Below are 23,751 nucleotides of genomic sequence, written 5' to 3'. Positions count from 1 at the left end.
ACATTTTTTGCTTTTAAGATGACGCGATTCTTTAGAAATTGCTATCTAACAGAGTAGATTATCTAATAATCCATGTTGTAATCTTGCAAAATCGCCTCAATCTGTCCCGCTTCAGGAATACGCATTTTTTGCGCAGATTGCAACGCCTGACAAAGTAATTGATTGGCTTCGGTGCGGCGGGGTGAGCTAAATTGCATGAATAAAATAGCTATTTGTACCTGAGTAATTAATAAACTCCGCACATCGCCCAAGCGTTCATAGACAGGCATTTGTTCTTCTTGGCGTATCCGCAACGCCTCATCCAGTTCGCCTCGCGCTTGCAGGATGTCGGCGATTTTTCCTAACGTCACCGCCCGCGCCCGCACATCGCCCAAGCGTTCATAGACAGGCATTTCTTCTTCTTGGCGTATCCGCAACGCCTCATCCAGTTCGCCTCGCGCTTTCAGTATGTCGGCGATATACCCATACATGACAGCAATATGCCTTTCATCATTGATACGTTTAAATGCAGGCAATACTTCTGTTTGTAAAATTTCTAGTGCTTCGTCTAGTTTTCCACGACGTTGTAAAATATCACTGATTTGCCAACGAGCTATTGCATATCCCCGCTCATTGCCTAATCGTTGGTCGAGTTGGGCTTTTTGTTCGGCAAATTGATAGGACTGGTCTAAATCGCCTAAATTGGCAGAGCAACGGCAGGCTGTCCATAGCACATCGCTACGGGCTTCATCAGTGAGCGACGTGGCAAGGAGTTTTTCACAGAGTTGTCGCCAGCTTGTCCATGAGCCATTTAAATCAGCATACGATGACCCTGCTCGTTCTATAGTTTGTCCTTGTTCTAGCAGGACACGTTCTAACCATGTACGGAGTGCGTCTTGTTCTTGGTTGAGTTCACGCCATGCTTGATAACCTTCATCAGTGTCATATCTTGGCAGGCGTTGCATAAACCAGTCTGTTAAACGTTGTTCTATGGCTTGGCAGTCTGTGGCTTGGGTGCGGAGGTATTGGGCTATTAAGGGATGTACTCGCCAGCGTAGGGGCTTGTCTTTTTCTCGGATTTCCATCAGTAAGCCGAGTTTGCTGGCTTGATAAAGCAGGGTTTTTGCGGTTTCTTCGGGGCAGTTTAGTAAGGCATGGGCAAGACTAAAGCCGATATCGCGGGCGTAGCAAAAACCTAAGGCGGGTAAGGTTGTTTTATGTTCGGGGTGTTGATGGGTAAAGGCAAGAAAGGAAACGGAAAAGGCGGCATGTAGGGTGCAGTGTTGGCGGTTGCGGTTGCTGGCATCGCTGAGAAGTTGTGATTCTAGGCATAATTGCGTGTTATGTAATTCTTTTAAAAAGTCTTCTGCGGTCTTGTAGCCTTCGCGGTTGGCTAAATATCCCGCGCATAAATGAATGGCTAGGGGTAAACCATCTAAGGCAGTGACTAGTTTTTTAAGGGTTTCGTGGGGTAATGGAGAAGCATTTAACCATTCAAGTTCTTCTTGTAATTGTTTAATGCCATCTGCTTCGCCGAAAGGTTTTAATTGAATTTGTTTAAAGGTTTTACCGCGCCCTAAGTCTTTAAACCGTCCACTTAAGACTAAGCGACAGCCTTGTAATTGGGCGACTAACTGCATTGCAACCTTAGCGATTGTTTCTGTATCAATGTTTTCAATGTGTAATAGTACATTTTGCGCTTTCAGCGCATGACGCACTGCTGCATAGTCAGGCAACACCTGCAAGCGTTCTGCTAATTGCCCGATTAAACTTTCTGGGGTTTCTTCGCCTAAAGGATTTAATGCCAGAATTTCATAACGATATTGACGGGGAGAATTCAGGGCGAAATGGTCAACCAGATAGGATTTTCCCACCCCTGCCATCCCTTCCAAAACAGCAGTAATGCTCACACTTTGTTGATTATCTAACGCAATTTGTAATTGTTCGAGTTCTTTTTTACGACCAATAAAGAAGTCTTTGGCTTGGGGGTTGGGCAATGAAGAGATGAGCAACACATTTGTTGTATTTAATAAGAGTTTTTCAAGATGCGGTCTTGCTTCAATCATTTCATTAACTAATTCATGCGTTTTTTTGTGATTTTCGCAATATTCAAGCAGTGCAATAATTAATTCGGATAGTCCTTCAGGTTGCTTATCTAATTTGATATTTAATAGGAAAATAATGTGTTTAACTTCAGACTCTGAAAAAGAGTTATATAGCGATTTATGCAACAATTTCCGCATGATTAAATCCTCAATTCTTTTAACCGTTAAACTACCCTAGAGTTTTGCAAATTTCTTTTAAAAAGACAAATATTTGTCTGAATCAGAATTCACAGAATTTTCAGAATTAGCAGAATTAAAAATCCTGATTCACATTAATTTCTTGGTTTAAGGGGTTTAAATTCGGTTAATCCTGAAAATCCTGATTCAGACAAATGTTTGTCTTTTTAAAAAATCTCGCCATACTCGGGTTAAACTAACAAATAACAGAGAGGAATTATCTAACAAATCGTCTATTATCCGCTAAGACGAATGCCCATTTAACTAACATATGCCTGAATTAATCAATGTTGCAATGCCCTGTTTGTCAATTTGAAAATTCTGAAACCGCGACAGCTTGCCAACAATGTGCTTGGCAATTTAATTTTTATTTAAATTTAACGCCTGAAGACGAAGCCACTTATAAAGCCCAATTATTAGAAGCTCAAACGGCTTGGAAAGCGCAAACCACAACCCCGCCCGCTTCAGCTAATTCTCAGCCCACCGCAACAACGCCTAAATCACCGACAAGTCTGCCTGATTTAACTCAAGATGTTTTTGAATCAGAGGAAGAATTTAGGCAACGGATTGAGCAACATAATCCCTATTTTGCAGGAACAGCAACGTTATTACGCGAAAAATACGACGCGCAAAAAGCCACTTTTCCGCTTACTGTGAGCTGGGAAAAATGGTTAAGCCCTGCGGATAAAGGTTTATATGTTAAAGCGGATAGAACAACCGCTAAATTGTTATATCAACAAAATCCAGAACAACCAATTCAAGTACATCTGACTGTTAAAGAGGGACAAGTTGTTATTACTAAGTTAAGTATTCAATGTGAGGAAAATAGTTTATTAATTCATCAGGATGAAGATGACCAAGTTTGGGCGTGGGCGCAACAATACGACCAAGCCGAAGCCTATTTGCAATATTTAAACAGTCACACGCTAAAAACGCATTATTTAGAAGCTAAAAAACGTTTAAAATTAAAAGCATTAGACGCAAAACGGGCTGAGATGACAACGATTTTACTCTATTTAACGTTTACCATTGTCGGCACAACCGTTGGCACAATTACTGCGATTCAACTGATTGGCTCATTAAACGCGGCTTTATTGGGCGGTGTGACAGGGACGATTATCATTGTTGGGGTTGGCTATTGGATATTAATGCGCTTAAACACGTTAAAATACCGTGCAGGCAATACGTTATACTCACTGGAAATGTTCAATGGTAAACGCTTACTCTCAAAACACGCTAGCATCAGCCAAGACAAAACGCCACAATTAACCCTGCAAGGATGGGCAGTTGATGACATTGCCAAACAAGCGGCAGGCGGGGTTTTAATTTGTATTGATGAGATGGATACCCTTGCTTTATATGGCAAAGAACGTGCGGATGTTGTTCGTAATTTGCAAAATACGGCTTATCAATTTTCTGGCTTTTCCGCCGTTATCAATATTCAACAATTGGCGAAAGGTGAACATGCTATTCGATTGAAAATTATTACCGCCGACAAAAAAGGTTATTACTTATCAGATAAAGCTTTTACTCTACTTGTGTTATAACAATTTGTTACAAGTACACGGCAACCGCCGTCGATGATACATTTAATAGAAAATAGAAAAAGGAATTGATATGACAACTATTACTGAATCTATTCAACAACTCATGCAATTAAAAGGGGTTATTGGTGTTGCTATCGTAGATATGGAATCGGGCATGTGTTTAGGAATGGCAGTGAATCAAACGGATTTCGATATGGAATTAGCCGCCGCAGGCATGACGGAAGTAGTAAAAGCAGAATTACAACTTAAAGAATTATTACGCTTATCTTTACCCTTAGAAGATATGTTGATTACCTTAGATAAACAGTATCATGTGATGCGTTTACTTCAACAACATCCGACTATCTTTTTATACACCGTTTTACACCGTGACACAGGCAGTTTACCCCTTGCCCGTTTAGAATTACGTCGCTTAGAACGCGAATTTGTTTTAAGTGCTTAAATAACTTTGTGCGCTTGATTAATGAGTTGAATAATTTCGTCTAATGCATTTTGTGTAACAGGCGAATAATCACGGGCGCACAAGGTTTGCAACGCTTCTAAAATCGCTAACTCTCGCAATTGTGTTTCTGTAATTTCTATTCCCTGCTGTGTTTTTAGCAATCGCTGTTTTAAACAGTCATACTCGGCAAAATCTTCCCGCTTTAAAAATAAAACGGGTTTGCCTAAGCCTAAACATTCTGATACTAAGCCATAACCTAATTTACCTAAAATGACATCTGCGCTTGCGGTAAAATCGGCATAAGCAAGCCCCACTTTATCGGCTGGAATTAAATGATAATTTGCGGGCGCATTTTCTAACGGTTCTATTCCAAAAAATTCGAATTCGTTAAAAGCCGCTAACTTTTCCCACTGAACCCCCGCTAATCCATAATTGCCGATATATACCAAAACCCACTTTTTTGCAGGATTTAGTCCTAAACGTTGCGCAATCACCGCACGTTTTACCGCACCTTGACGGAATAATATCCCGACTTCATGCCGTGTTGGAAAAACCTGCATCGGTAAACTCGGTGATAAGCACAAGGCGCAAGTGGCTAAAGCATAATCCGTCGCAATTTGTTGTAATAAATGCTGATACTGTGGATAGTCTGTTAAAAATGGTTGATAAATATCCCACCAATTAAAATTAGTGATGGCGAAAGCAGGAATTTTGGCGCGGTGCGCGATAGGAAAAGCCAGCGGGGCAATATCGGCAATCACCAGCGTAACGGCTAGTTTTTGCAATAAAGTCGCATACTCAGTGATAAGTGTCTCACGTTGTGCATTAATCTGGGCATAAGTCGCAAGCGTTGCTTGTTTATCAATATAAACAGTATCTTGTTGTACACAACCGCAATCAATGGCTTGGGAAATTAAGTGAAAGGGGCGCGAAATTTCTCGTTGAAAAAATTCACGCGGTAAACTGCTGATAATGGTTATTTGTGTGCTTAATGGTAATGCATTGATAATGGCGCAACTACGCACCCCGTGCCCGTAACCGTGACCCGTAATAAAATAAGCAAGATGTGGAGAAAAATACATTGTAAGCAACTGATTTATAACTAATTTATAAGGACTGATTGCCATTAATTAGCGAGAGAAAAACGCGAATTAAAATGTTTATTCTATCACCCATTCAATTATCCAGCCTTCTTCTTGCTCAGAAACCTGAAAGCCATCACAAACGCCTAAATGTGGAATAAATGCTAGTTTTTCATTGACATAAATTAGCGGTAAAAAAGGGCGTAACCATGCGGGCATGTGCGCTGTTTGTAATAGTGTTTTTAGCTCACGGCGTAACCCACGTAATTGGCAAGTTTCTCCCCCTTGGCGTAACTGAACTTTAAATATATCCGTTGGTTTAATCCCTTGTCCTAAAACGGGTTTAATTCGTAAGTATCCTAAAGGTAGGGTTAAGAAAGCGGGGGGCAACCATGTTTGTTGATAGTGTGCTGGTTTTATGGGTAATGGAGGGAGTGCGTATAGGATATTTTGGTAGCGACGAATTTCTACCCCTTGCCACTGTACCAGTGGTTGCGCGTCTATTTTGGCAGGGAGCAGGGTTTCAAGGATTTGGGCTAATTGTGCGGTACTGGGTGGGGTGAACTGTAGTTGTTGTAGCCAATAGCGTAAAAGGTTACGTTGGCGAGCAGGGGAAAGACAGGTTAATGCATTAATATTTAATTGGTTTTTTTGATTAGTTTGGCAGTTATTTAAATCAGTTTGTGCCAATTCTTGTAAAAGCGTGTCTGCTTCTGCTTGATGTTGTGCGACTCGACAAAGGGTTTGATTAATATTCGCCCAACGTTGTTGCAAACGGGGAATAATTTCATGGCGGAGGAAGTTACGAGTAAAGCGGGTATCGTTATTTGATGGGTCATTAATATAGTGTAGTTGTTGTTGATTTGCCCATGTTTGCAAGGTTGCGCGGGGTGTATCGAGTAGCGGGCGAAATAGCGTTGCTTGTGCAAACGGGCTTAACATCGCCATAGCTGCCAAGCCCGTCGTCCCCGCGCCACGGAATAATTGTAAAAGCACAGTTTCGGCTTGGTCATCAGCATGTTGCGCGATAATTAAAAGGTCGTTTGCTTGAAGGTGTTGGCTAAAAAGATGGTAACGAGCTTCACGGGCGCAGGCTTCTAAACTCTCGCCTTTGGGGACTTGCACTTGTGCATAAGAGACGGTACAGGGAATTTTTAAGGCTAAACAAGTGACTTGGCAGTGTTTCGCCCAACTATCTGCATCTGCTTGTAATCCATGATGAATATGAATTGCGCGTAAAGTCACATCAGGAAAGTGAGGACGCAGGCGAGCGAGTGCGTGTAGCAATACGGTTGAGTCTAGCCCCCCGCTGTAAGCCACCCACCAACAAGATTTTGCACGCTGGGTTTGTAAACGGCTTGCTAATCGTGTTAGGAAAGGGTCATCAGCAGGGTCAAGCATGAAGATAATAGCGTCAGTAAAGCGATTAAGCTTTTTTCGGTAAAATGATGCGGGCAGGTTGGGCAGGGCGATATAAAACGCTGGTTCGTCCAATCAATTGCACGATTTCCGCGCCACTGGCTTTGCTTAGAGCATCCGTTATTTCGCGCCGTTCTTCGCGGTCATCGCTGGCAATGCTAACTTTAATCAGTTCATGGGCAGCTAATGCGCTGTCTAATTCAGCTAATAGTGCGTCAGTAATACCTTTACTGCCAACCATCACGACTGGTTTTAAAGCGTGGGCAATACTGCGTAAATAACGGGTTTGATGGGAGGTTAACGACATTGTGTTTAATATTCCTAAAAACAGCAAAAAGGGCAAAAGTATTCAAGATTCATGTAAAAAATACAAGTCTATCTACCGATAGAGCAATTCAATTTATGCAATTTTTACCCCAAACAATCAGTTAATTTTGAGGGCGATAGGTTTGTCGTATTGTTTGACAACGGTCTAAATGTGGGTGTTGGCAGAGATAAACGTGATACAGTGATAGTTGCGGGCTAATTCCATACAGTCGACGGTCAACTTTTGTGAAACAATGCGTTAATAACGTTTGAATTTCTTGCCATGTATTAATGTGTTCATGACGCATTAACACGCCGTAATCTAATTTATATTTTAAACGAAATTCTACCCCCGTTGAGATTTGCCACGCTAAACGCCACAAAATCCCTCCCTCGGCAGGAATAGCGACCCGTAACACACCGTCAGGATTTAATAATAAACCACTTTGGGCAATCACTAAGGGTAAATGCTCTAAATGTTCAAAGGTTGCAATTGATATAATCCGTTGATAACGTTCTGTAACCGTCATAATGTCGCGGAAAAAATGCCGCACTTGCTGACGATGTGGCGAGTTTTCATATAAAGCGGTATAAGGCTCAACCACATCATAAATAGGCTGTTGAGGCTCATACGGCAAATGATTCAACGTACCTGCACCGATTTCTAACGTTGTATAAGACTTTCTTGTATTGGCACAATCTTCAGCAATTTGCTGATGCATCCAACGTTCAAAACGATGCGCAAAACGACTCGCTTGGCTACCACCATCACGATTACTTTTATAATGTTGATGATAAATAGTTTGATAAGCCATCGGTAAGGGCGGGCGTTGTTTGGGAAAACGCGCTAATAAAGCATCTATCGTGAGCATAAGACATCAAAAAATGGGCGTAAAAAAAGACATGCCATTGTACGCAATTTTGTAGCAAAACCTGCGATTTTTTTAATCAGTTGCAAATAAGTGAGTTAATCTTAAGAATGGAGAAAACAAACCACTGTCACTGATTATTCATTTGACAATGTATATAATGAAAGGCAAGTAAAACAGCTGAAAGCAAGATACGCGCAATGCACGTGTAGAAAAGGGACAGAACGTAGAGACAGGGATCACGTTCTGCCCAAAAAGAACATAGATGCGAGGCGTATTATAAAACGGTGATTTTGCAAAAACGTGACAGGAACATTGCTAAACTATGACAAACAATAACCCAGACAAAAGCATGCAATTACAAGATGGCTTACTCAAAACTTTATGCGACGGTAAAGTGATGGTATCTATTTATTTAACCAATGGAATTCGACTCAGTGGGCGGATTAATACCTATGATAGATACTGTATCGTGCTCGATAACGATTCTCATACAGCAAGCCAAGTCGTTTACAAGCACGCTATCTCTACCATTTCTCCGCAACAAGCAGGAGATGAAAAACATACGGGGCATAATACAGGACATGGTAGTCATGGTGGCGGTCATGGAAGTCACGGTAGTCACGGATAAACATTCACAGTTTATTGCTCACGCTAACAACCCGCATCATTGAATTGTCTGCAACGCCCTTTCTGTTTTGTAATAGCAAGGGCTATTTTATTTTCCCATGTCTAAAGCCAAAACTGCCTACGCCTGCAAAGCCTGCGGTGCTGTCCTGCCTAAGTGGTCAGGACAATGCCCTGACTGCCTCGCATGGAACAGCCTAGAAGAAACTGTCTTAGAAGAACCCAATAAAAACCGTCGACTCAGCGGATATGCAGGCAATCAGCCCCAAGCCGTTTTAATGCTTGATGCAATAGAAGCCCAAGAAGAAACGCGGATGCTCAGTGGATTGAGCGAATTAGACCGCGTGCTGGGTGGTGGCGTTGTCAGTGGTTCGGTTATCCTCATCGGTGGAGACCCTGGTATTGGCAAATCGACCCTACTTCTGCAAACCCTCGCAGAAATGAGTCAGATAGCATTCAATGATAGCCCGCCTGTAACACACAAAAAAGCGAAAGCAAGTCCTGATTCAAACCCGATGCCCCTCTACGTCACGGGCGAAGAATCCCCCCAACAAGTCAGCCTCCGCGCCCAACGCCTCGGGCTAAACGTCAACCGTATCAAACTCCTCACTGAAACCCATATCGAGCGCATCCTGCAAATTGCCAAAGCAGAACAACCGCGCATCATGGTTATAGACTCGATTCAAACGGTTTACACCGACGTATTACAATCCGCGCCGGGTTCTGTTGCCCAAGTACGCGAAAGTGCCGCCCAACTGGTTCGCTTTGCCAAACAAGCCAATACCGCCATTTTTCTCGTGGGACACGTCACCAAAGAAGGCGCGTTAGCAGGCCCGCGTGTGTTAGAACACATGGTCGACACAGTTTTATACTTTGAAGGGGAAAGCGATAGCCGTTTTAGAGTCATTCGCGCCATAAAAAACCGCTTTGGTGCTGTGAATGAACTCGGCATTTTTGCCATGACGGATAAAGGCTTAAAAGAAGTCAGCAACCCCTCAGCGATATTTTTATCCCGTCATGAAGAAGAAGTCGCGGGCAGTGTCATCATGGTAACGCGCGAAGGTAGCCGTCCCATGCTGGTTGAAGTCCAAGCCCTCGTCGACACCTCACACATGCCTAACCCGCGCCGTGTCACGCTCGGCTTAGACCAAAACCGCTTGGCGATGCTCCTTGCTGTCCTCAGCCGTCACGGTGGCATTATCACCTATGACCAAGATGTCTTTGTCAATATCGTTGGTGGGGTACGTGTTAGCGAAACGGGCGCAGATTTAGCCGTTTTACTCGCCATTTTATCCAGTTTAAAAAACGTTCCTTTATCCAAAGAACTCGTCGTTTTTGGAGAAGTTGGACTTGCGGGAGAAATTCGCCCCGTCCCCAATGGTTTAGAACGTTTACGCGAAGCTGCAAAACACGGTTTTAAAAAAGCCATTGTTCCCAAAGCCAACGCCCCAAAAGACCCTTTGCCCGATATAGAAATCGTGCCCGTTGTGCGGTTAGTTGATGCGTTGTACAGTGTTTAAAATCCTTTTTTTAACCTGAGTTCGGCGAGTTTCTTTTAAAAAGACAACAACTTGTCTGAATCAGAATTTTCAGAATTAAAAAGACAAGAAAATTAAAAGAATAAAAAATTATGTTTTTAATTGTTTTTAATTCTGCTAATTCTGTGAATTCTGATTCAGACAAAAAAAGACCTGCTAGGTTTTGAAAACCTAGCAGGTCTCTGTTTTGTTTTATAAAACTCGCCGAACTCAAGTTACCATAAAGTGATTTAAATCTAGGACTGCCAGTCCTTCGCATCGTTTTTATAGTGCGTTTACTATACCTAAAAATTTACTCGCCATGCTTGGGGTTAATGCTTATGCCATCGCTATCGTTTGCAGTATTGCTCTTTGTTTAATCACAATCAGTGTGATGTCGTCAAGGGGGCGTAATGTGCCTAAATGGTGATGAACATCAGCAATAACCGCTTTTTTGATGTGTTTAGAGGATAAATGCCAGTGCTTACTAATGACTTCGCATAGACGTTTTACGCCATAAACTTCGCGTTTGTGGTTCAATGCTTCTGTGACTCCGTCCGTATAAAGGACAATGCCTTCATTTTCTTGTAAATAGATGTCTTTATAAGCAATCCAGTTTTCTATATCAGGTTCTAAACCGACGATAAATCCTAAATCGCGGGTGTCTATTCGTTTCACTATCCCTTGATGATTTATAAATAGCACTTCTTCATGTTGTCCACTTAAGCGAACTTTTCCTTGTTCGTAATCTAGTAGCGATAGGGTTAAATTTTTATCAGAATCCATGCGTTGTACATTATCGTAAATCGCACGATTTAGAACACTGAGGAAGAGTTTCGGGTCTGTTACGTTATTGGTCAGTAGGGTTCTAACTGCCATTTGTACCATGAGCATCAGAACACCGCTTTCTAGTCCGTGTCCTGTTACGTCACCAATGCCGATTTTTATCGAACCATTATTTTGTAGGATGTCGTAGTAATCGCCACCGACTTCGGTTGCAGGTTCCATAAAGACGGCAATGTCTAATTCTTCAATGTCTGCGAGTTCGTATTCTTTGGGCAAAACCATTTGTTGTAGTCGACGAGTAATGGATAGTTCAGCTTCCATGCGTTGATTATCAGCTTTTAATAACTTGTTTAGTAATGATATTTCTTTGAGTGCGTAGCGTAAGGTGTTTTCTTGGGCATTAATGCGTTTAACGACAAAACCAATAATGGAGAGGGAGAGTAACACGGCGACACCGCCTAGGAGGGTGACTTGTCGGACGGTTTGTTGATAGGCAATGGTGGCAGCTTGTAGGGATTTTTCCGCCTCTACTTCACGCGCCTGACGAATGCCTTGTAGTTCATCGATGATTTGGTTGCTGAGTATTTGTGCTTGAATCAGGAGTTGTTTGGCTTTGTCCATTTGTCCTGATTGGGCGTGAGTAATGACTTTGCCTAAAGTTTCTTGACCTTGAGCAAGTAGCGGTTTTTGATTTTCTAATAGTTGTTGTTCGTGAGGGCTTAAGTTGAGGTGATAAAGTTGTTCTCGAGCTTTGATGAATTCGCGGGCATATTCGCTGAATTTTTCCCATTCGGCATCAATGGCGAAGGGGTCTGTCATGTTGGTGATATTGTGAACGCTGATAATCCGCTCGCGTACAAGGTCACGCATGTAGTTAATAAGTTTTGATTTTTTATTGTTTTCAGTTACTAGTTCTTCGAGTTGTTGGTTGACAATCATGAGGCTTTTAAGCCCCAGCCAAGCAGCAAGGCTCAGTACGGAGAGGATGCTGATAAAGCCTAGAAAAACAAGTGCGGCTTGTTTTCTGGAAAGAATGGTATGGTTTTGCATAAAAGTAATGACCTAAAGTGTTTCATTCTATTTTTAGCTATGGGTCATTCTGGATTGTAGTGAGTCTATTGGTTTTTTTCTAAGAATATTCAAGCCTGTGTCTTGTCTGTTTGGTTATGAGTCAATGTTTAGGGATTCTGTTTGCATAGGCGTGTAATGGTTAGTTTTAATCAGCAGTTGTACACAAGTGCCTTTGCCTTGTTCTGAGTGAAACGTTAATTGCCAGCCGTGTGCTTGGCAGACTTTAAAGGCAAAGGGAATGCCTAAGCCCGTGCCGAAGCGTTTTGTCGAGGGCATGGGGGTAACGGTTGGATGTTGGGGGGTTTGGGGAATAAAGGGCATCCCCGCACCTTGGTCTGTGATGGTGCAATAGAGGTCAGTTTCTTGTGTTTTTAGGGTAATGTGAATTGTTGCGCCGAGGGGGGAGGCTTCTATCGCATTGTTGAGTAAGCCATAAATAGCTTGTTCTACTAAATTGGCATCCATCAGGACTTTGTTGGGTAATGTATCGCCTGTAAAGTGGATAGTAAGTTGTTTAGCATCTAATTTTGTTTTTAATAATTGAATGGTGGTTGTGAGTAGGTTAGCAAAGCAAGCGGGTTGTAAGCAGGGTTTTAAGGGGTGTAGATAGGAGACAAGGGAGCTAACCCAACGTTCTAAACGGTCAACGGTGGTAATAATGTCGTCGCGGGCTTCCGTTGTTTCTGCATGGGTGCAATCCATCATTTGGGCTATGGCGCGAATACTGGCTAGTGGGTTACGGACATTGTGGGCAACAACGGGGACTAATGCGCCAAGTGCAGCTTGTCGTTCGGTTTCTAATAGCGCGGATTGACTGGCTAAAAGGGCTTGTGTCATTTGATTCATGGCATTTGCCAAAGTTTGCACTTCTTCAACCCCAATCACGCTAATCGGTGGGTCATATACACCCGCACTAATTCGTCTCGCGTCGGTCGTGATTTGATAAATGGGTGAAACGAAATGTTTGCGTATGGCATGGCGTGAGCGCATGAGTAATAAAATTGCTAGCAGTGTTGGTAAGGGAATAATTAATAATGTCCACTTTATCCATTGCTGATTTTGCGCGTCTATGATTTGACGTTGTGCTTCTAGCGCACCTAAAAACTGTGTAAAGATGACATCAAATTTTGCCATAATGGCTTGTGCATTGATTGTCTGCCCTTGCGCGAGTTGTGCATAGAACGTGCTAGAGTTTAATAAAGCCTCTAAATTTGACTGAATGGTAAAATAGACTATTTGCAGTTGTCGGACGAGGGTTTGTTCTGTTTCTGAAATAGCTGTATTTGCTAAGTCATTAAGCTGTTGATTAATTAGTGTAGGATAGTCTTGGTAGAAGGTAATAAATGCTGCAGGTCCTTCCAAACGGTTTGTATTATTGACACTTTCTATCTGTTTAAATAAATTTTCGCGTATCTTATAGATACTATGATATAAGATATTAATTCGTGCAGATTCACTGGACGTTTTCTGCCACCAATAAGCCCAACTACCGCCGATTGTGCCTGTCACAATGACCAGTAGCAAAAAAGTTGTTTCATAAAGCAATAATAAGTTTTTGAGGGAATGGGGGCGACGCATTATGCAAATTCTCGATAGACCAACTCATCCAATTAAAAGCGCGTTAGCGATGGTCACAAAGCCATTTATGAACAAGGCTCGCCCTGTTAATACGCTAACAATCCGCCCAGCACACCCTAATGACGCACCGATAATGCACAATTTATTAAAAAAATTGGCAGATTCTTTAGGAATGGGGCATTTATTTACCGCAACGGTTGCTGATATTACTCGTAATGGCTTTGGACATTGTCCATATTACCATACCTTACTGGCTGAATATAATGAACAAATTATTGGTATTGTTACCTTTATGAAGAGTTATTCGACCTTTAATGGTCAACCGTATTTATATATCGATAGTTTATATGTGGAAGATATTGAACTGGGTGAAAATTTACATGTAGGGCAAAAACTGATTGCAGCCGTCTGTCAAAAAGCCATCGAACAACAATATAGCCGTGTTGATTTACACGTGCCTGATTGGAATCCGCATCAAGCCTTATATGAGAACTTAGATATGCAACGCACAGGACACATTCCTTATCAAATTACGGAACAAGCCATGCGAACCTTAGCCGAATCGTTAAATGGCTAATTTTACCATAAAATCAATAAGTAATTATAGCTTAATCCTGTTAAATCAATGCGTTTTGTTAAAGTAAAGCCCTTTTATAATATTTCCGTGTGGTTTCTAAATGGGCTTGTTTATCCCCTCCTTGTTCAATTCCTGCCTCTCTATTCCTAACGTTTTACACTTAAACCGTTTTTAAAAAAGACAAGCGTTTGTCTGAATCAGAATTCAGATAATTTTTTAATCTTGTTTGATGTGCTGAATTTCAACAACCATACGCTTTTCTACATCTACCGCAAATCAATCATATTTACTGACATACACTGAATGCTTGCTTAAATACAACACTACATTTTTATAGCGCAACTTTAATGATATAAACCCCTTGAGTATGCTTAATTTTTAGGAAAATGCACTAATTGAGTGCGTGAAGCAATATCTTGCCAAGTACGTTTTTGTTTGTCCCAAAGCATCCAAAAAACGCCAAGTCCGCCACAAGCAATTGATAAAAAAGCAACACCAAAACGAATTAACGCCCATTCCCATGAAACGGGTTGTCCGTCTAGCGTGCATATTTTTACATGCCATGCTTGCATTGCTAACGTATGACCCTTATGCCAATGCCATGCAAAATAAATAAAAATGACACCAACCAAGTAAAGGGTATAAAAAATGCTTGGTTTACCCTGAGTCCAAGGCAATGCCAATAATCCCGCAATAAATAACACGGCGAATATAAGCAAACTTTCATAAGTGAGCAGGGCAAGGTAACGTAAGAGACTGATAGGCTTACCCGCAGAAAATTCAGTCGGATTTATACTTGAAGACATACTTGAAATCTCTAAGCTTGAATATAAACTTTGATCTAAAGGTCATTAATCTTAACTTAATGGCAAATAATCGTATGATTATGAAAAGGAAATAGATTGTATTTTTTTGGGGTTAGCAACTACATTTAATCCCCTCTGACAGGGATTGTCAGCGGGATAATAAGTCGGTACGCTGAATAAACAATTTTCTTTCATTTCATAATTAAATTTTATAGTAACCAATCCGTATGGCAAATTTACCAACTCCCCAATTAGATGATGATCTGAGCGTTCAAGAGTCCAAACCAAAGTTAAAACGCCCACCGCTTTATAACGTTGTCCTTTTGAATGATGATTACACGCCAATGGAATTTGTCGTGCATATATTAGAAGTTTTTTTCACGATGAATCGGGAAGCCGCTACCCGTGTGATGTTGCAAGTACACACGCAAGGGAAAGGCGTTTGTGGTACTTACACCCGTGAAATTGCTGAAACCAAAGTAGCTCAAGTCAATAACTACTCTCGTGAGAATCAGCACCCTCTCCTCTGTACGATGGAGAAGGCTTGATAAGTGCGTCATTATAAGAGGTCATAAAAAACATGTTAAGCAAGGAACTAGAGGCAACTTTAAACGCCGCCTTTCAAAACGCCCGTCAAAAGCGGCATGAGTTTATGACGGTAGAACATTTATTATTAGCCCTGCTAGACAATTCGTCTGCTGTGCAGGTATTACGCGCTTGCGGTGTTGATTTAAACATATTGCGGCGTGATTTAAGCAACTTTTTAGAAGAAAGCACACCGAAGTTAGCGAAAAAAGATGATCGCGACACGCAACCTACTTTAGGCTTTCAACGTGTTTTACAACGGGCTGTTTTTCATGTCCAATCCTCTGGTAAAAAAGAGGTAACAGGCGCGAATGTATTAGTCGCTATTTTCGGGGAGCGTGAATCGCAAGCCGTCTATTTCTTAGATAAACAGAATGTTGCCCGTTTGGATGTGGTTAATTTTATTTCTCACGGAATTTCTAAAATCGAGAATAATCCCGAACATACCGATATATCTTCTTCTCAAGATGAAGAAACAACGACCGAACCAAGTGGTAGTAAAAATCCTTTAGAAGCCTACACCGTTAATTTAAATGAGCAGGCGATGATAGGGAAAATCGACCCCTTGATTGGTCGGCAAAATGAGATTGAACGGACATTACAAATTTTATGCAGACGACGGAAAAATAATCCTTTATTTGTCGGCGAGGCGGGTGTTGGAAAAACCGCAATTGCTGAAGGTTTAGCTAAGCTCATTACTGACGGGAAAGTCCCTGAATTACTGTTAAATAGCGTGATTTATTCGCTTGACATGGGGGCGTTACTCGCAGGCACAAAATATCGTGGTGATTTTGAAAAACGCTTAAAAGCCGTTTTAGCCCAATTGCGTAAAGAACCTAACGCGGTGCTGTTCATCGATGAAATTCATACCATCATCGGCGCGGGTGCTGCCTCTGGTGGCGCGATGGATGCCTCCAATTTAATTAAGCCTGCCTTAGCCTCTGGCGAGTTAAAATGTATTGGTTCAACCACTTATCAAGAATATCGGGGTATCTTTGAGAAAGACCGCGCCTTGTCCCGTCGTTTCCAAAAAATCGATGTGCCTGAACCCTCTGTCGAAGAGACTATCCAAATTCTGAAAGGGATTAAATCCCGTTTAGAAGAGCATCACGATATTAAATATGCCAGCCAAGCCCTGCGTGCTGCCGCTGAATTGTCAGCGCGTTATATCAATGACCGTCATTTACCCGACAAAGCCATTGATGTCTTAGATGAAGCAGGCGCAAAACAACGTTTGCAACCCGTCTCAAAACGGAAAAAAATCATTAATGTTGCAGATATTGAATATATTGTTGCGAAAATTGCCCGCATCCCGCCAAAAAATGTTTCTTTATCCGATAAAGATGTGTTGCTCAATTTAGAGCGCGATTTAAAAATGGTGGTTTTTGGGCAAGATGAGGCAATTAGCACCCTATCCGCCGCCATCAAAATGTCACGCTCAGGCTTAGGACATCAAGAAAAACCGATAGGCTCTTATCTACTTGCAGGACCGACAGGAGTCGGTAAAACTGAAGTGACGCGACAATTAGCCCGTATTTTAGGCATTGAACTGATTCGCTTTGATATGTCTGAATACATGGAGCGTCACACTGTCTCCCGCTTAATTGGCGCGCCTCCCGGTTATGTAGGCTTCGACCAAGGTGGTCTATTGACAGAAGCCATTAATAAACACCCTCATGCCGTGTTATTACTGGACGAAATTGAAAAAGCTCACCCTGATGTCTTTAATCTCCTGCTCCAAGTCATGGATCATGGGGCATTAACTGATACCAACGGACGAAAAACTGATTTCCGCAACGTCATGATTATCATGACAACCAATGCAGGTGCGGAACAAGTCAGCCGTTCTTCTATTGGTTTCAATACACAAGACCATACGACAGATGGCATGGAAGCAATTAAACGCTTGTTTAGCCCAGAGTTCCGCAACCGTTTAGATGCAATTGTGCAGTTTAAAGCCTTGAGTGAAAACACCATTAGCAATGTGGTTGATAAGTTCGTGATTGAACTAGAAGCCCAATTAGCGGATAAAAACGTCACGATTGAAATTGATGATGCCGCACGGAAATGGTTAGCAAAACATGGCTATGACCCCTTAATGGGTGCACGTCCGATGGCTCGCTTGATTAAAGAAAAAATCAAGAAGCCCATGGCAGAAGAATTACTATTCGGCAAACTAGAAAAGGGCGGACATGTCTTTATTAAAGAAGAGAATGACGATATCGTCTTACACTTTGAGGCGGACGAAAAACGCCTGATGGTGAAAGAAGAAGAACCCGCCGATATGTAGTTATAAATCATAAGGGGCGATACATCATCATGTTATCGCCCCTTTTTTTATTGCCCACTGTCCACTAATTTCTGCATATGCGTTTTCTTTTCTACTGGCTTACTGGCTGTTTATTCCTTATATCAAACGGATATGCGGAAGACTTTCGCCTAACGACACAAAAACCTTTTGCTGATGTAGTGCAAGACATTGAATACGCGATACAAGCGCAAAATTTCCGTATTACTTCAGAAAACCATATCGGACAAGCTATCCGTGAACGAGGCAACGCACAATTTCCCCTTGCGACCATCATCCATTTTTGCAACTTACAGTATGCAGAAACTCTGCTCATCCTAGAACCTGATTTATTACTCAATATGCCCTGTAGAATTGCAATCTATGAAGATAAACAACAAGTAATTATCAGCACGCCACAACTACCCGCAACAGATAATCCAACATTAAAACCATTAATAATAGAAATTAATCATATTTTACAAACTATTGTGCAAACAGGGGCAGAATAACACGATACAAATTTAACTATTCCGTTCTTTAATTGCATCAGCCAAGGCTAAAACGCGCAAAGATTCTTCATAATGTAAATTCTCGACCAATTTTCCATTCACCACTACAACCCCTTTACTGGCTTTCCGTGCCTCTTCCCATGCTTGAATGACCTCACGGGCATGATTAATATCCGCACCACTGGGCGAAAAAATCTGATTAGTGACATCAATTTGTTTCGGATGAATTAAGGTTTTGCCATCAAAGCCCATATTCTTCCCTTGCTCACAAGCAGCACAAAAACCCGTTTCATCCTCCAAATTTAAATAAACCCCATCCAGAATTTCCAACCCATTCGCCCGTGCCGCCAACACACACAAACTTAAAGGCACTAACATCCCGATACGGTCAGCAGTATGTTTAACCCGCATTTCCTTTGCTAAATCAGACGTACCCATCACAATACCCGCTAAACGCGGATGCGTTGCAATGCTTGCAATGTTTAACATCCCTAAAGCAGTTTCCGCCATAATCCAAATAGGCAACTCGGCAGACGCGCCCGCCTCGGTCAAACAAGTAACAGCCGCATCAATTTCTTGTAAGCTATTCACCTTTGGCAATAAAACGCCATCAATCGGCAACTTAGCTACCGTATATAAATCATCTTTACCCCAAGCGGTATCTAAACCATTAACCCGTACAATAATCTCCCGTTTACCATACCCGCCTTCTGTCACTGCGAGCACAATCTGCTCGCGGGCTTGCGCTTTTGCATCAGGCGCGACAGCATCTTCCATATCTAAAATTAAACTATCCGCAGGCAACATTCGGGCTTTTTCCAAAGCGCGTGCATTCGCACCAGGCATATACAACATGGAACGACGCGGGCGTAAGGCTAAACGCATAAGAAAAACTCCTTTAAAATGGGCAACAATGTTTTTTATAAACGACTATTCTAACCTGATAGCCTAACGAGGTCTTAACAGAAATCAAACCAACTAACCAACCTCAATAATCACATGGCTTAACATCCCCAACAAACATAATAAAAAGGCAAAGCTCAAATAATCAGGTGCACGAAATAAACGTAACTTCGCTAATAACGTTTCTGAAACCGCTAACGCAACCCCTAATGCACCTAATTTCAACGCAATCGCAACACAACTCACCGCAAAAGCCGATAAACTAAAGCTTTGCGCAATGCCCCACGGCAAAAATAAATTGGCAATTAACACGGCATAAATCATCAATTTAATCTGATGCGCCCACTCAATTAACGCCAAATGCCGACCGCTATACTCTAAAATCATCGCCTCATGCACCATCGTTAATTCCAAATGTGTCGCAGGATTATCGATAGGAATACGCCCCGTTTCCGCTACCGCCACCATCATCAAGCCCAACAACACAAAAAAGAACGAAGGACGCAACACCAAACCATTGGCTAAAATAAAATCAATCGTCGTCGAAATATTCGTTGTTGCTGCCGTCATCGCCAACGTAAACACCGCCATCAACATGGCAGGTTCAGTTAAAGACGACAAGGTCATCTCCCGCGATGCCCCCATTCCCCCAAACGCCGTACCAATATCTAAGGCGGCTAACGCCATAAAAAACCGCGCCAACGCAAAAAAGCCAACTAACACAATCACATCAGCTAAAGCTGCCGTGGGTAAATCCGTTGCCAACAACGGCACAACCCCAGCCGCTAAAACCGTTGTCCCAAATACCACATAGGGCGTTGCATGAAAAATCCACGAAGCCTGCTGTGCAACCACCGATTCTTTACAAAACAACTTATACAAATCCTGATAAGGTTGCCACAATACAGGCGGTTTACGATTCTGCAATAAACATTTAACGCCCCTAATCCAACCTAATAACAAAGGTGCAAAAGCAATAAATAAAACCGTTTGTAAACCTGCAATAAACCAAGAAAGGAGATTAAACATAATGAAATGAAAAAACTAAAGGAGGAAAATCAGCGGAGAAGAAAGCATGAACCGACAGCACAACCCAAGAAACACAAGCAATCTAACACAAACACACTAGACCACTTGTGCAAACTCCCAGCAATACGCGGTCATAAATTACTCGTTGTAGAAGAAAGTAATTGACTTTGTAAATTAGGCATTAAACGCTGTAAATTATTGAATAACATCTCATGCCATGCGATTTCTTCATATCCCACCATACAGAGCTGTGATTTTTGTTTATCACGTGTTTCAATAACAAAACGAGTTAACGTATTGATACCAGAGCTATTCAGCATTTTTAAGTCACGCAAGTCTAATGTTAAAGACTCACTTTGTTCTGCAATATCACGCAATAACTGCAAAACCCCTTCATACTCCTTAGACCCTCTTAACATTAAAATGCCTTGAAATACAATTGTTTTGCTATTCGCATCATAACGAATGCAATAATCTTTTGCGTTGATTTCCATGTTATATCAATGTCATTAGTAAGTAAGAACACGCTAAATCATACTGCAAAATTCGTCATAACAGCAGGTCTCTTAGTAGAAAGAATGTTACTTTGTAATTTTTCTATTTTAGAAAAAAATATTGACTGGGTTAATTTGTATTTATGGAACAGCGCGCTTTATGGCAGTTGAGCGTGAAACGAGAGTGGATAAATTATTTTCTATAACAACAAACCTGCTAAGTTTTCAAAACCTAGCAGGTTTGTTATTTTAACGTACGTTGTACACGTCAAAGATTAAAGAATTTGAACGTTGGGTGAAGTCAACGTTGTAAGTGGTTGTTCCGACTTTGGTACACGGGACGTTTAATATGCCAGTGTAAGTTGCTAAACAACTGTCTTTGAAATTATGAGGTTTCAAGGTTAACGGATTGAGTTCAAAACCTAATTGTAAGGGGTTTAATTGTGTCAATTCTACCGCGTAAATTTGAGAACCTAAGGGAGTTGGAACGCTCACGCATGGAACGCATAATTGACCTGTTTCAAGTGAGAAACTGGCTTGGCAGTTTGTTATCGCTGCATTTGTGCAACTCTTTCCAATAGTTCCTTGAATAATAATATTTTTTACTGCTTGAGAAGTTGTGCCTTTATCGTCGGTGACGGTTAAGGTAATTGCGTAATTACCTGCATTGGAAAAATTAAAAGTTGCGGTTTTACCTGTGGCGAATTGACCATTTGAACTTGACCATTCGTAGCGTTGAAGTGTGCCGTCGGGATCAGTTGAGAAACTCGCATCGACATTCACCGTTGATGCGTTTGAATTTGAACTGCTAAAGATTGCAACGGGCGGTTGGTTTAGTTTGGTTTCTGTGGTTTCGTAAAGTTGCTTTATTTCGGCATCGCTTAATGCTCGATTGTAAATGCGAATGTCGTCTATTGAACCGTTGAAATAGCAACTTCCCCCTCCATGTTTTCCAAAGAATAAGTCATTGTAGTTTGTTCTAATTATTCCAGTTCTTGCATAACTACTATCTAATTTATCATCAACATAAAATCTGATTTGTTGCATATCATAAGTCATTATAGCTAAAAACCATTGGTTACTTTGTAGTTGTGTAAGTCCAAAAAATCCTTCATTTGCTGAGGGTACATTTGCTCCACTAATTCCATGATTTATTTCTGTTCCAGTAGCAAAATGAGTTCCTACACGGTTAATCACATAAAAATCTATAGTTTCAAAAACATTTGAAGTAACCTTATTGACAATATAGTTGCAAGTATTTGGTGTATTAAGGTTAACCCAAGCAGCTATCGTATGTTGATTAACATCAAAAATATTAGAACTACTTACTTTTATATAGTTATCAATCCCATTGAAATTATAAGCACTATTCGGATTACCGTTTCTATCTTTAGTGAGAGTTGCACCATACACAGTTCCATTATTTCCATTGCCACTTTCATCTAACGCATTTGCATTAAACGGATAATACGCGACTAATCCATCGGCAGGATTAGGTAACAAAACGTTTTTATCGTAAGCCTGTAAATTAAGGAGTGCTTGATTAGCTTTTTGAGAACAATTGCTCAAATCATTCCAACACAATTCACCGATTTGACGAATATTTTCAGCCTCTGTTTCTAATGCCACAGATAAATCTTTTATTTGCTGTTGTCGAGCCGTTGATAACGATAAATTCAACAAATCTAAGGCTTTTTGCCGATCCGCTAATAACTCTTTGTATATATTTGATAATTTGATGCGCAAGGCTTCTATTTCAGGCGTTACTTCATTTGGTAAACTCGGCACATCAGGAATGTATTCATACGGACAATTTTTATAATCAGTAACGGTGGGGTTTTCCCTAACGCCTGTAATGAAATCATTACTCGCCACATAATTCGCCACACCATCTAACGCCGCTGTGCACGCCGCTAAATTATCTAAAGAACAACTAAAGACCGTTCCGCCTAAAATTCGACCCAGTTGCTCAACATTTCCTCCCTTTTGAATGGCTTCAATGCGTAATGTTCCATTCTTACGGGTTGCTTCAGAGAGTTTGCTCACTTCTGCACTAAAACCACCCGAGAACGGTTTGCAACAAATCTTCAAATTGGCAATCCCCAACGATGCACCCGCTTTGAACTCGTTCTTATGGTATTCAGAAGTAAAGTCAAAATCCATTTTAACTGAGATATTTGCTCCTTTAGTTGTTTGGCAAACATACCGATTTCCACAATAACGTTTGAAACCACAAGCATCATTACGGTATCTTAACCCTGTTGCATTCAAAGGATTCACTGAATCTAAAGTCGCATCAGCTGTACCAAAAGAAACGTCGTATTCTAAAACAAACGATTGTGAAAATTGGGTTTCTCTAAACACCTTTTCATACGACGCATTGGCTTTTGCGGTGAAGACAAAATAAGAAGCATTTGCTTCTCCTTTCACGACAAATTGCTCAAAAATATCGTTAAAACTAGAAATCACCCGACTATTAATAGTTGCTGTGCTTGTTCCAATAAAATTCTCGGTTGTGTTCAAACACGCAACTTGTTTTAATGTATTACGATCCACATCCGAACCCCACGCCAATTTTGGCACTAAGTTGTTATCAGGACGTGGTAAATTATCTAATTCTGGGCAAATTGCTTGCACCATATTTGAAAGCATCAAGAAACTTAATACTGCTGCTTTGTAAAACATAACAACCCCCTAATTCAAAATAAAAAACTTACTAATTTAATGATGGTGAAACTCCAATATAATGTTTGTGTTAGCACAACAATCTACAAAATCAACAATATGTAGCTTTATGATATAAAAATATTTTAGATTAACATGAGCATTCATACATAAATTCAGCAATAAAACCAAAAAATAATGCAATAATCTTTTGCGTTGATTTCCATGTTATATCAATGTCATTAGTAAGTAAGAACACGCTAAATCATACTGCAAAATTCGTCATAACAGCAGATATAACATGAGTAAGAAAACGATTTTAATTCGATGATGTGTTTTTTAGAAAAAAACTTGACACATTGGGATAAGCTCTATACAATGGCAGACTT

The 23,751-nt window shown here is 41.1% G+C and carries 20 protein-coding genes; 8 read left to right on the top strand and 12 right to left on the bottom strand.

What is annotated here, in order from left to right; translation table 11 throughout:
- Positions 1-62 precede the first annotated feature (62 nt).
- Positions 63-2,222 (bottom strand): NB-ARC domain-containing protein, encoded by a 2,160-nt coding sequence (locus BEGALDRAFT_RS08335; RefSeq protein ID WP_002685630.1) that lies wholly within the window; start codon positions 2,220-2,222, stop codon positions 63-65.
- Positions 2,223-2,548: 326 nt separating this feature from the next.
- Here BEGALDRAFT_RS08335 and BEGALDRAFT_RS08330 point away from each other — a divergent pair, with 326 nt between their 5' ends.
- Together BEGALDRAFT_RS08330 and BEGALDRAFT_RS08325 are read left to right on the top strand one after the other, a co-directional pair.
- Positions 2,549-3,808, top strand: a complete 1,260-nt coding sequence (locus BEGALDRAFT_RS08330; RefSeq protein ID WP_002685629.1) for a hypothetical protein — start codon at positions 2,549-2,551, stop codon at positions 3,806-3,808.
- Positions 3,809-3,878: 70 nt separating this feature from the next.
- Positions 3,879-4,250, top strand: a complete 372-nt coding sequence (locus BEGALDRAFT_RS08325) for a hypothetical protein (RefSeq protein ID WP_002685628.1) — start codon at positions 3,879-3,881, stop codon at positions 4,248-4,250.
- On the opposite strand, the gene BEGALDRAFT_RS08320 is transcribed toward BEGALDRAFT_RS08325, so the two are convergent.
- The 4 genes from BEGALDRAFT_RS08320 to BEGALDRAFT_RS08305 all read right to left on the bottom strand — a co-directional run bounded on the left by BEGALDRAFT_RS08320 (position 4,247) and on the right by BEGALDRAFT_RS08305 (position 7,929).
- Entirely contained in the window at positions 4,247-5,332 is a 1,086-nt protein-coding gene (locus BEGALDRAFT_RS08320; protein ID WP_040294919.1) for a glycosyltransferase family protein, read from the bottom strand. The genes BEGALDRAFT_RS08325 and BEGALDRAFT_RS08320 overlap by 4 nt on opposite strands.
- Before the next feature lie 78 nt (positions 5,333-5,410).
- Positions 5,411-6,733: a tRNA lysidine(34) synthetase TilS gene (gene tilS / locus BEGALDRAFT_RS08315; RefSeq protein ID WP_002685625.1), complete on the bottom strand. Its 1,323-nt coding sequence runs from the start codon at positions 6,731-6,733 to the stop codon at positions 5,411-5,413.
- A 25-nt stretch (positions 6,734-6,758) separates the two neighbouring features.
- Complete coding sequence (gene yhbY / locus BEGALDRAFT_RS08310; RefSeq protein WP_002685623.1) at positions 6,759-7,058, bottom strand: ribosome assembly RNA-binding protein YhbY; 300 nt, start codon at positions 7,056-7,058, stop codon at positions 6,759-6,761.
- A 121-nt stretch (positions 7,059-7,179) separates the two neighbouring features.
- Positions 7,180-7,929 (bottom strand): class I SAM-dependent methyltransferase, encoded by a 750-nt coding sequence (locus BEGALDRAFT_RS08305; protein WP_002685621.1) that lies wholly within the window; start codon positions 7,927-7,929, stop codon positions 7,180-7,182.
- A 349-nt stretch (positions 7,930-8,278) separates the two neighbouring features.
- Here BEGALDRAFT_RS08305 and hfq point away from each other — a divergent pair, with 349 nt between their 5' ends.
- Together hfq and radA are read left to right on the top strand one after the other, a co-directional pair.
- Entirely contained in the window at positions 8,279-8,557 is a 279-nt protein-coding gene (hfq, locus tag BEGALDRAFT_RS08300; RefSeq protein WP_040295413.1) for an RNA chaperone Hfq, read from the top strand.
- A gap of 97 nt (positions 8,558-8,654) precedes the next feature.
- Positions 8,655-10,073, top strand: coding sequence for a DNA repair protein RadA (radA, locus tag BEGALDRAFT_RS08295; RefSeq protein WP_002685605.1), 1,419 nt, complete (start codon positions 8,655-8,657; stop codon positions 10,071-10,073).
- A 336-nt stretch (positions 10,074-10,409) separates the two neighbouring features.
- On the opposite strand, the gene BEGALDRAFT_RS18160 is transcribed toward radA, so the two are convergent.
- The gene (locus tag BEGALDRAFT_RS18160; RefSeq protein WP_002685603.1) at positions 10,410-11,906 is read right to left on the bottom strand and encodes a SpoIIE family protein phosphatase; all 1,497 of its coding nucleotides are present in this window, start codon (positions 11,904-11,906) and stop codon (positions 10,410-10,412) included.
- A 114-nt stretch (positions 11,907-12,020) separates the two neighbouring features.
- Entirely contained in the window at positions 12,021-13,505 is a 1,485-nt protein-coding gene (locus BEGALDRAFT_RS08285) for a sensor histidine kinase (RefSeq protein ID WP_002685601.1), read from the bottom strand.
- A gap of 1 nt (position 13,506) precedes the next feature.
- Here BEGALDRAFT_RS08285 and BEGALDRAFT_RS08280 point away from each other — a divergent pair, with 1 nt between their 5' ends.
- On the top strand, positions 13,507-14,082 hold the full coding sequence (locus BEGALDRAFT_RS08280; protein ID WP_002685600.1) for a GNAT family N-acetyltransferase: 576 nt from the start codon (positions 13,507-13,509) through the stop codon (positions 14,080-14,082).
- Between the two features lie 371 nt (positions 14,083-14,453).
- Here the strand turns inward: BEGALDRAFT_RS08280 and BEGALDRAFT_RS08275 are convergent, their stop codons facing one another.
- Entirely contained in the window at positions 14,454-14,888 is a 435-nt protein-coding gene (locus tag BEGALDRAFT_RS08275) for an RDD family protein (RefSeq protein ID WP_002685598.1), read from the bottom strand.
- A gap of 227 nt (positions 14,889-15,115) precedes the next feature.
- Between BEGALDRAFT_RS08275 and clpS the strand changes: the two genes are divergently transcribed.
- The 3 genes from clpS to BEGALDRAFT_RS08260 all read left to right on the top strand — a co-directional run bounded on the left by clpS (position 15,116) and on the right by BEGALDRAFT_RS08260 (position 18,272).
- Positions 15,116-15,436, top strand: coding sequence for an ATP-dependent Clp protease adapter ClpS (gene clpS, locus BEGALDRAFT_RS08270; protein WP_002685595.1), 321 nt, complete (start codon positions 15,116-15,118; stop codon positions 15,434-15,436).
- A gap of 32 nt (positions 15,437-15,468) precedes the next feature.
- Positions 15,469-17,763, top strand: a complete 2,295-nt coding sequence (gene clpA, locus BEGALDRAFT_RS08265) for an ATP-dependent Clp protease ATP-binding subunit ClpA (protein ID WP_002685594.1) — start codon at positions 15,469-15,471, stop codon at positions 17,761-17,763.
- 77 nt (positions 17,764-17,840) lie between these two features.
- Entirely contained in the window at positions 17,841-18,272 is a 432-nt protein-coding gene (locus BEGALDRAFT_RS08260; protein ID WP_002685593.1) for a DUF302 domain-containing protein, read from the top strand.
- A gap of 12 nt (positions 18,273-18,284) precedes the next feature.
- Here BEGALDRAFT_RS08260 and BEGALDRAFT_RS08255 read toward each other — a convergent pair whose 3' ends face one another.
- From BEGALDRAFT_RS08255 to BEGALDRAFT_RS08240, 4 genes are all read right to left on the bottom strand, one after another.
- On the bottom strand, positions 18,285-19,157 hold the full coding sequence (locus BEGALDRAFT_RS08255) for an HpcH/HpaI aldolase/citrate lyase family protein (RefSeq protein WP_002685592.1): 873 nt from the start codon (positions 19,155-19,157) through the stop codon (positions 18,285-18,287).
- A gap of 93 nt (positions 19,158-19,250) precedes the next feature.
- Positions 19,251-20,204 carry a respiratory chain complex I subunit 1 family protein gene (locus BEGALDRAFT_RS08250; RefSeq protein WP_002685591.1) on the bottom strand — a complete coding sequence of 318 codons (954 nt, stop codon included), beginning with the start codon at positions 20,202-20,204 and terminating at the stop codon, positions 19,251-19,253.
- Positions 20,205-20,335: 131 nt separating this feature from the next.
- The gene (locus tag BEGALDRAFT_RS08245; RefSeq protein WP_002685590.1) at positions 20,336-20,698 is read right to left on the bottom strand and encodes a slr1659 superfamily regulator; all 363 of its coding nucleotides are present in this window, start codon (positions 20,696-20,698) and stop codon (positions 20,336-20,338) included.
- Between the two features lie 249 nt (positions 20,699-20,947).
- Positions 20,948-23,383 carry a LamG-like jellyroll fold domain-containing protein gene (locus tag BEGALDRAFT_RS08240; RefSeq protein ID WP_002685589.1) on the bottom strand — a complete coding sequence of 812 codons (2,436 nt, stop codon included), beginning with the start codon at positions 23,381-23,383 and terminating at the stop codon, positions 20,948-20,950.
- Between the last annotated feature and the right edge of the window lie 368 nt (positions 23,384-23,751).

Origin of the sequence: Beggiatoa alba B18LD, from assembly GCF_000245015.1 — a bacterium.
Lineage (GTDB): Bacteria > Pseudomonadota > Gammaproteobacteria > Beggiatoales > Beggiatoaceae > Beggiatoa > Beggiatoa alba.
The sequence above is the reverse complement of the archived record's forward strand: the minus strand, read 5'-3'. Positions and strand labels throughout refer to the sequence as shown.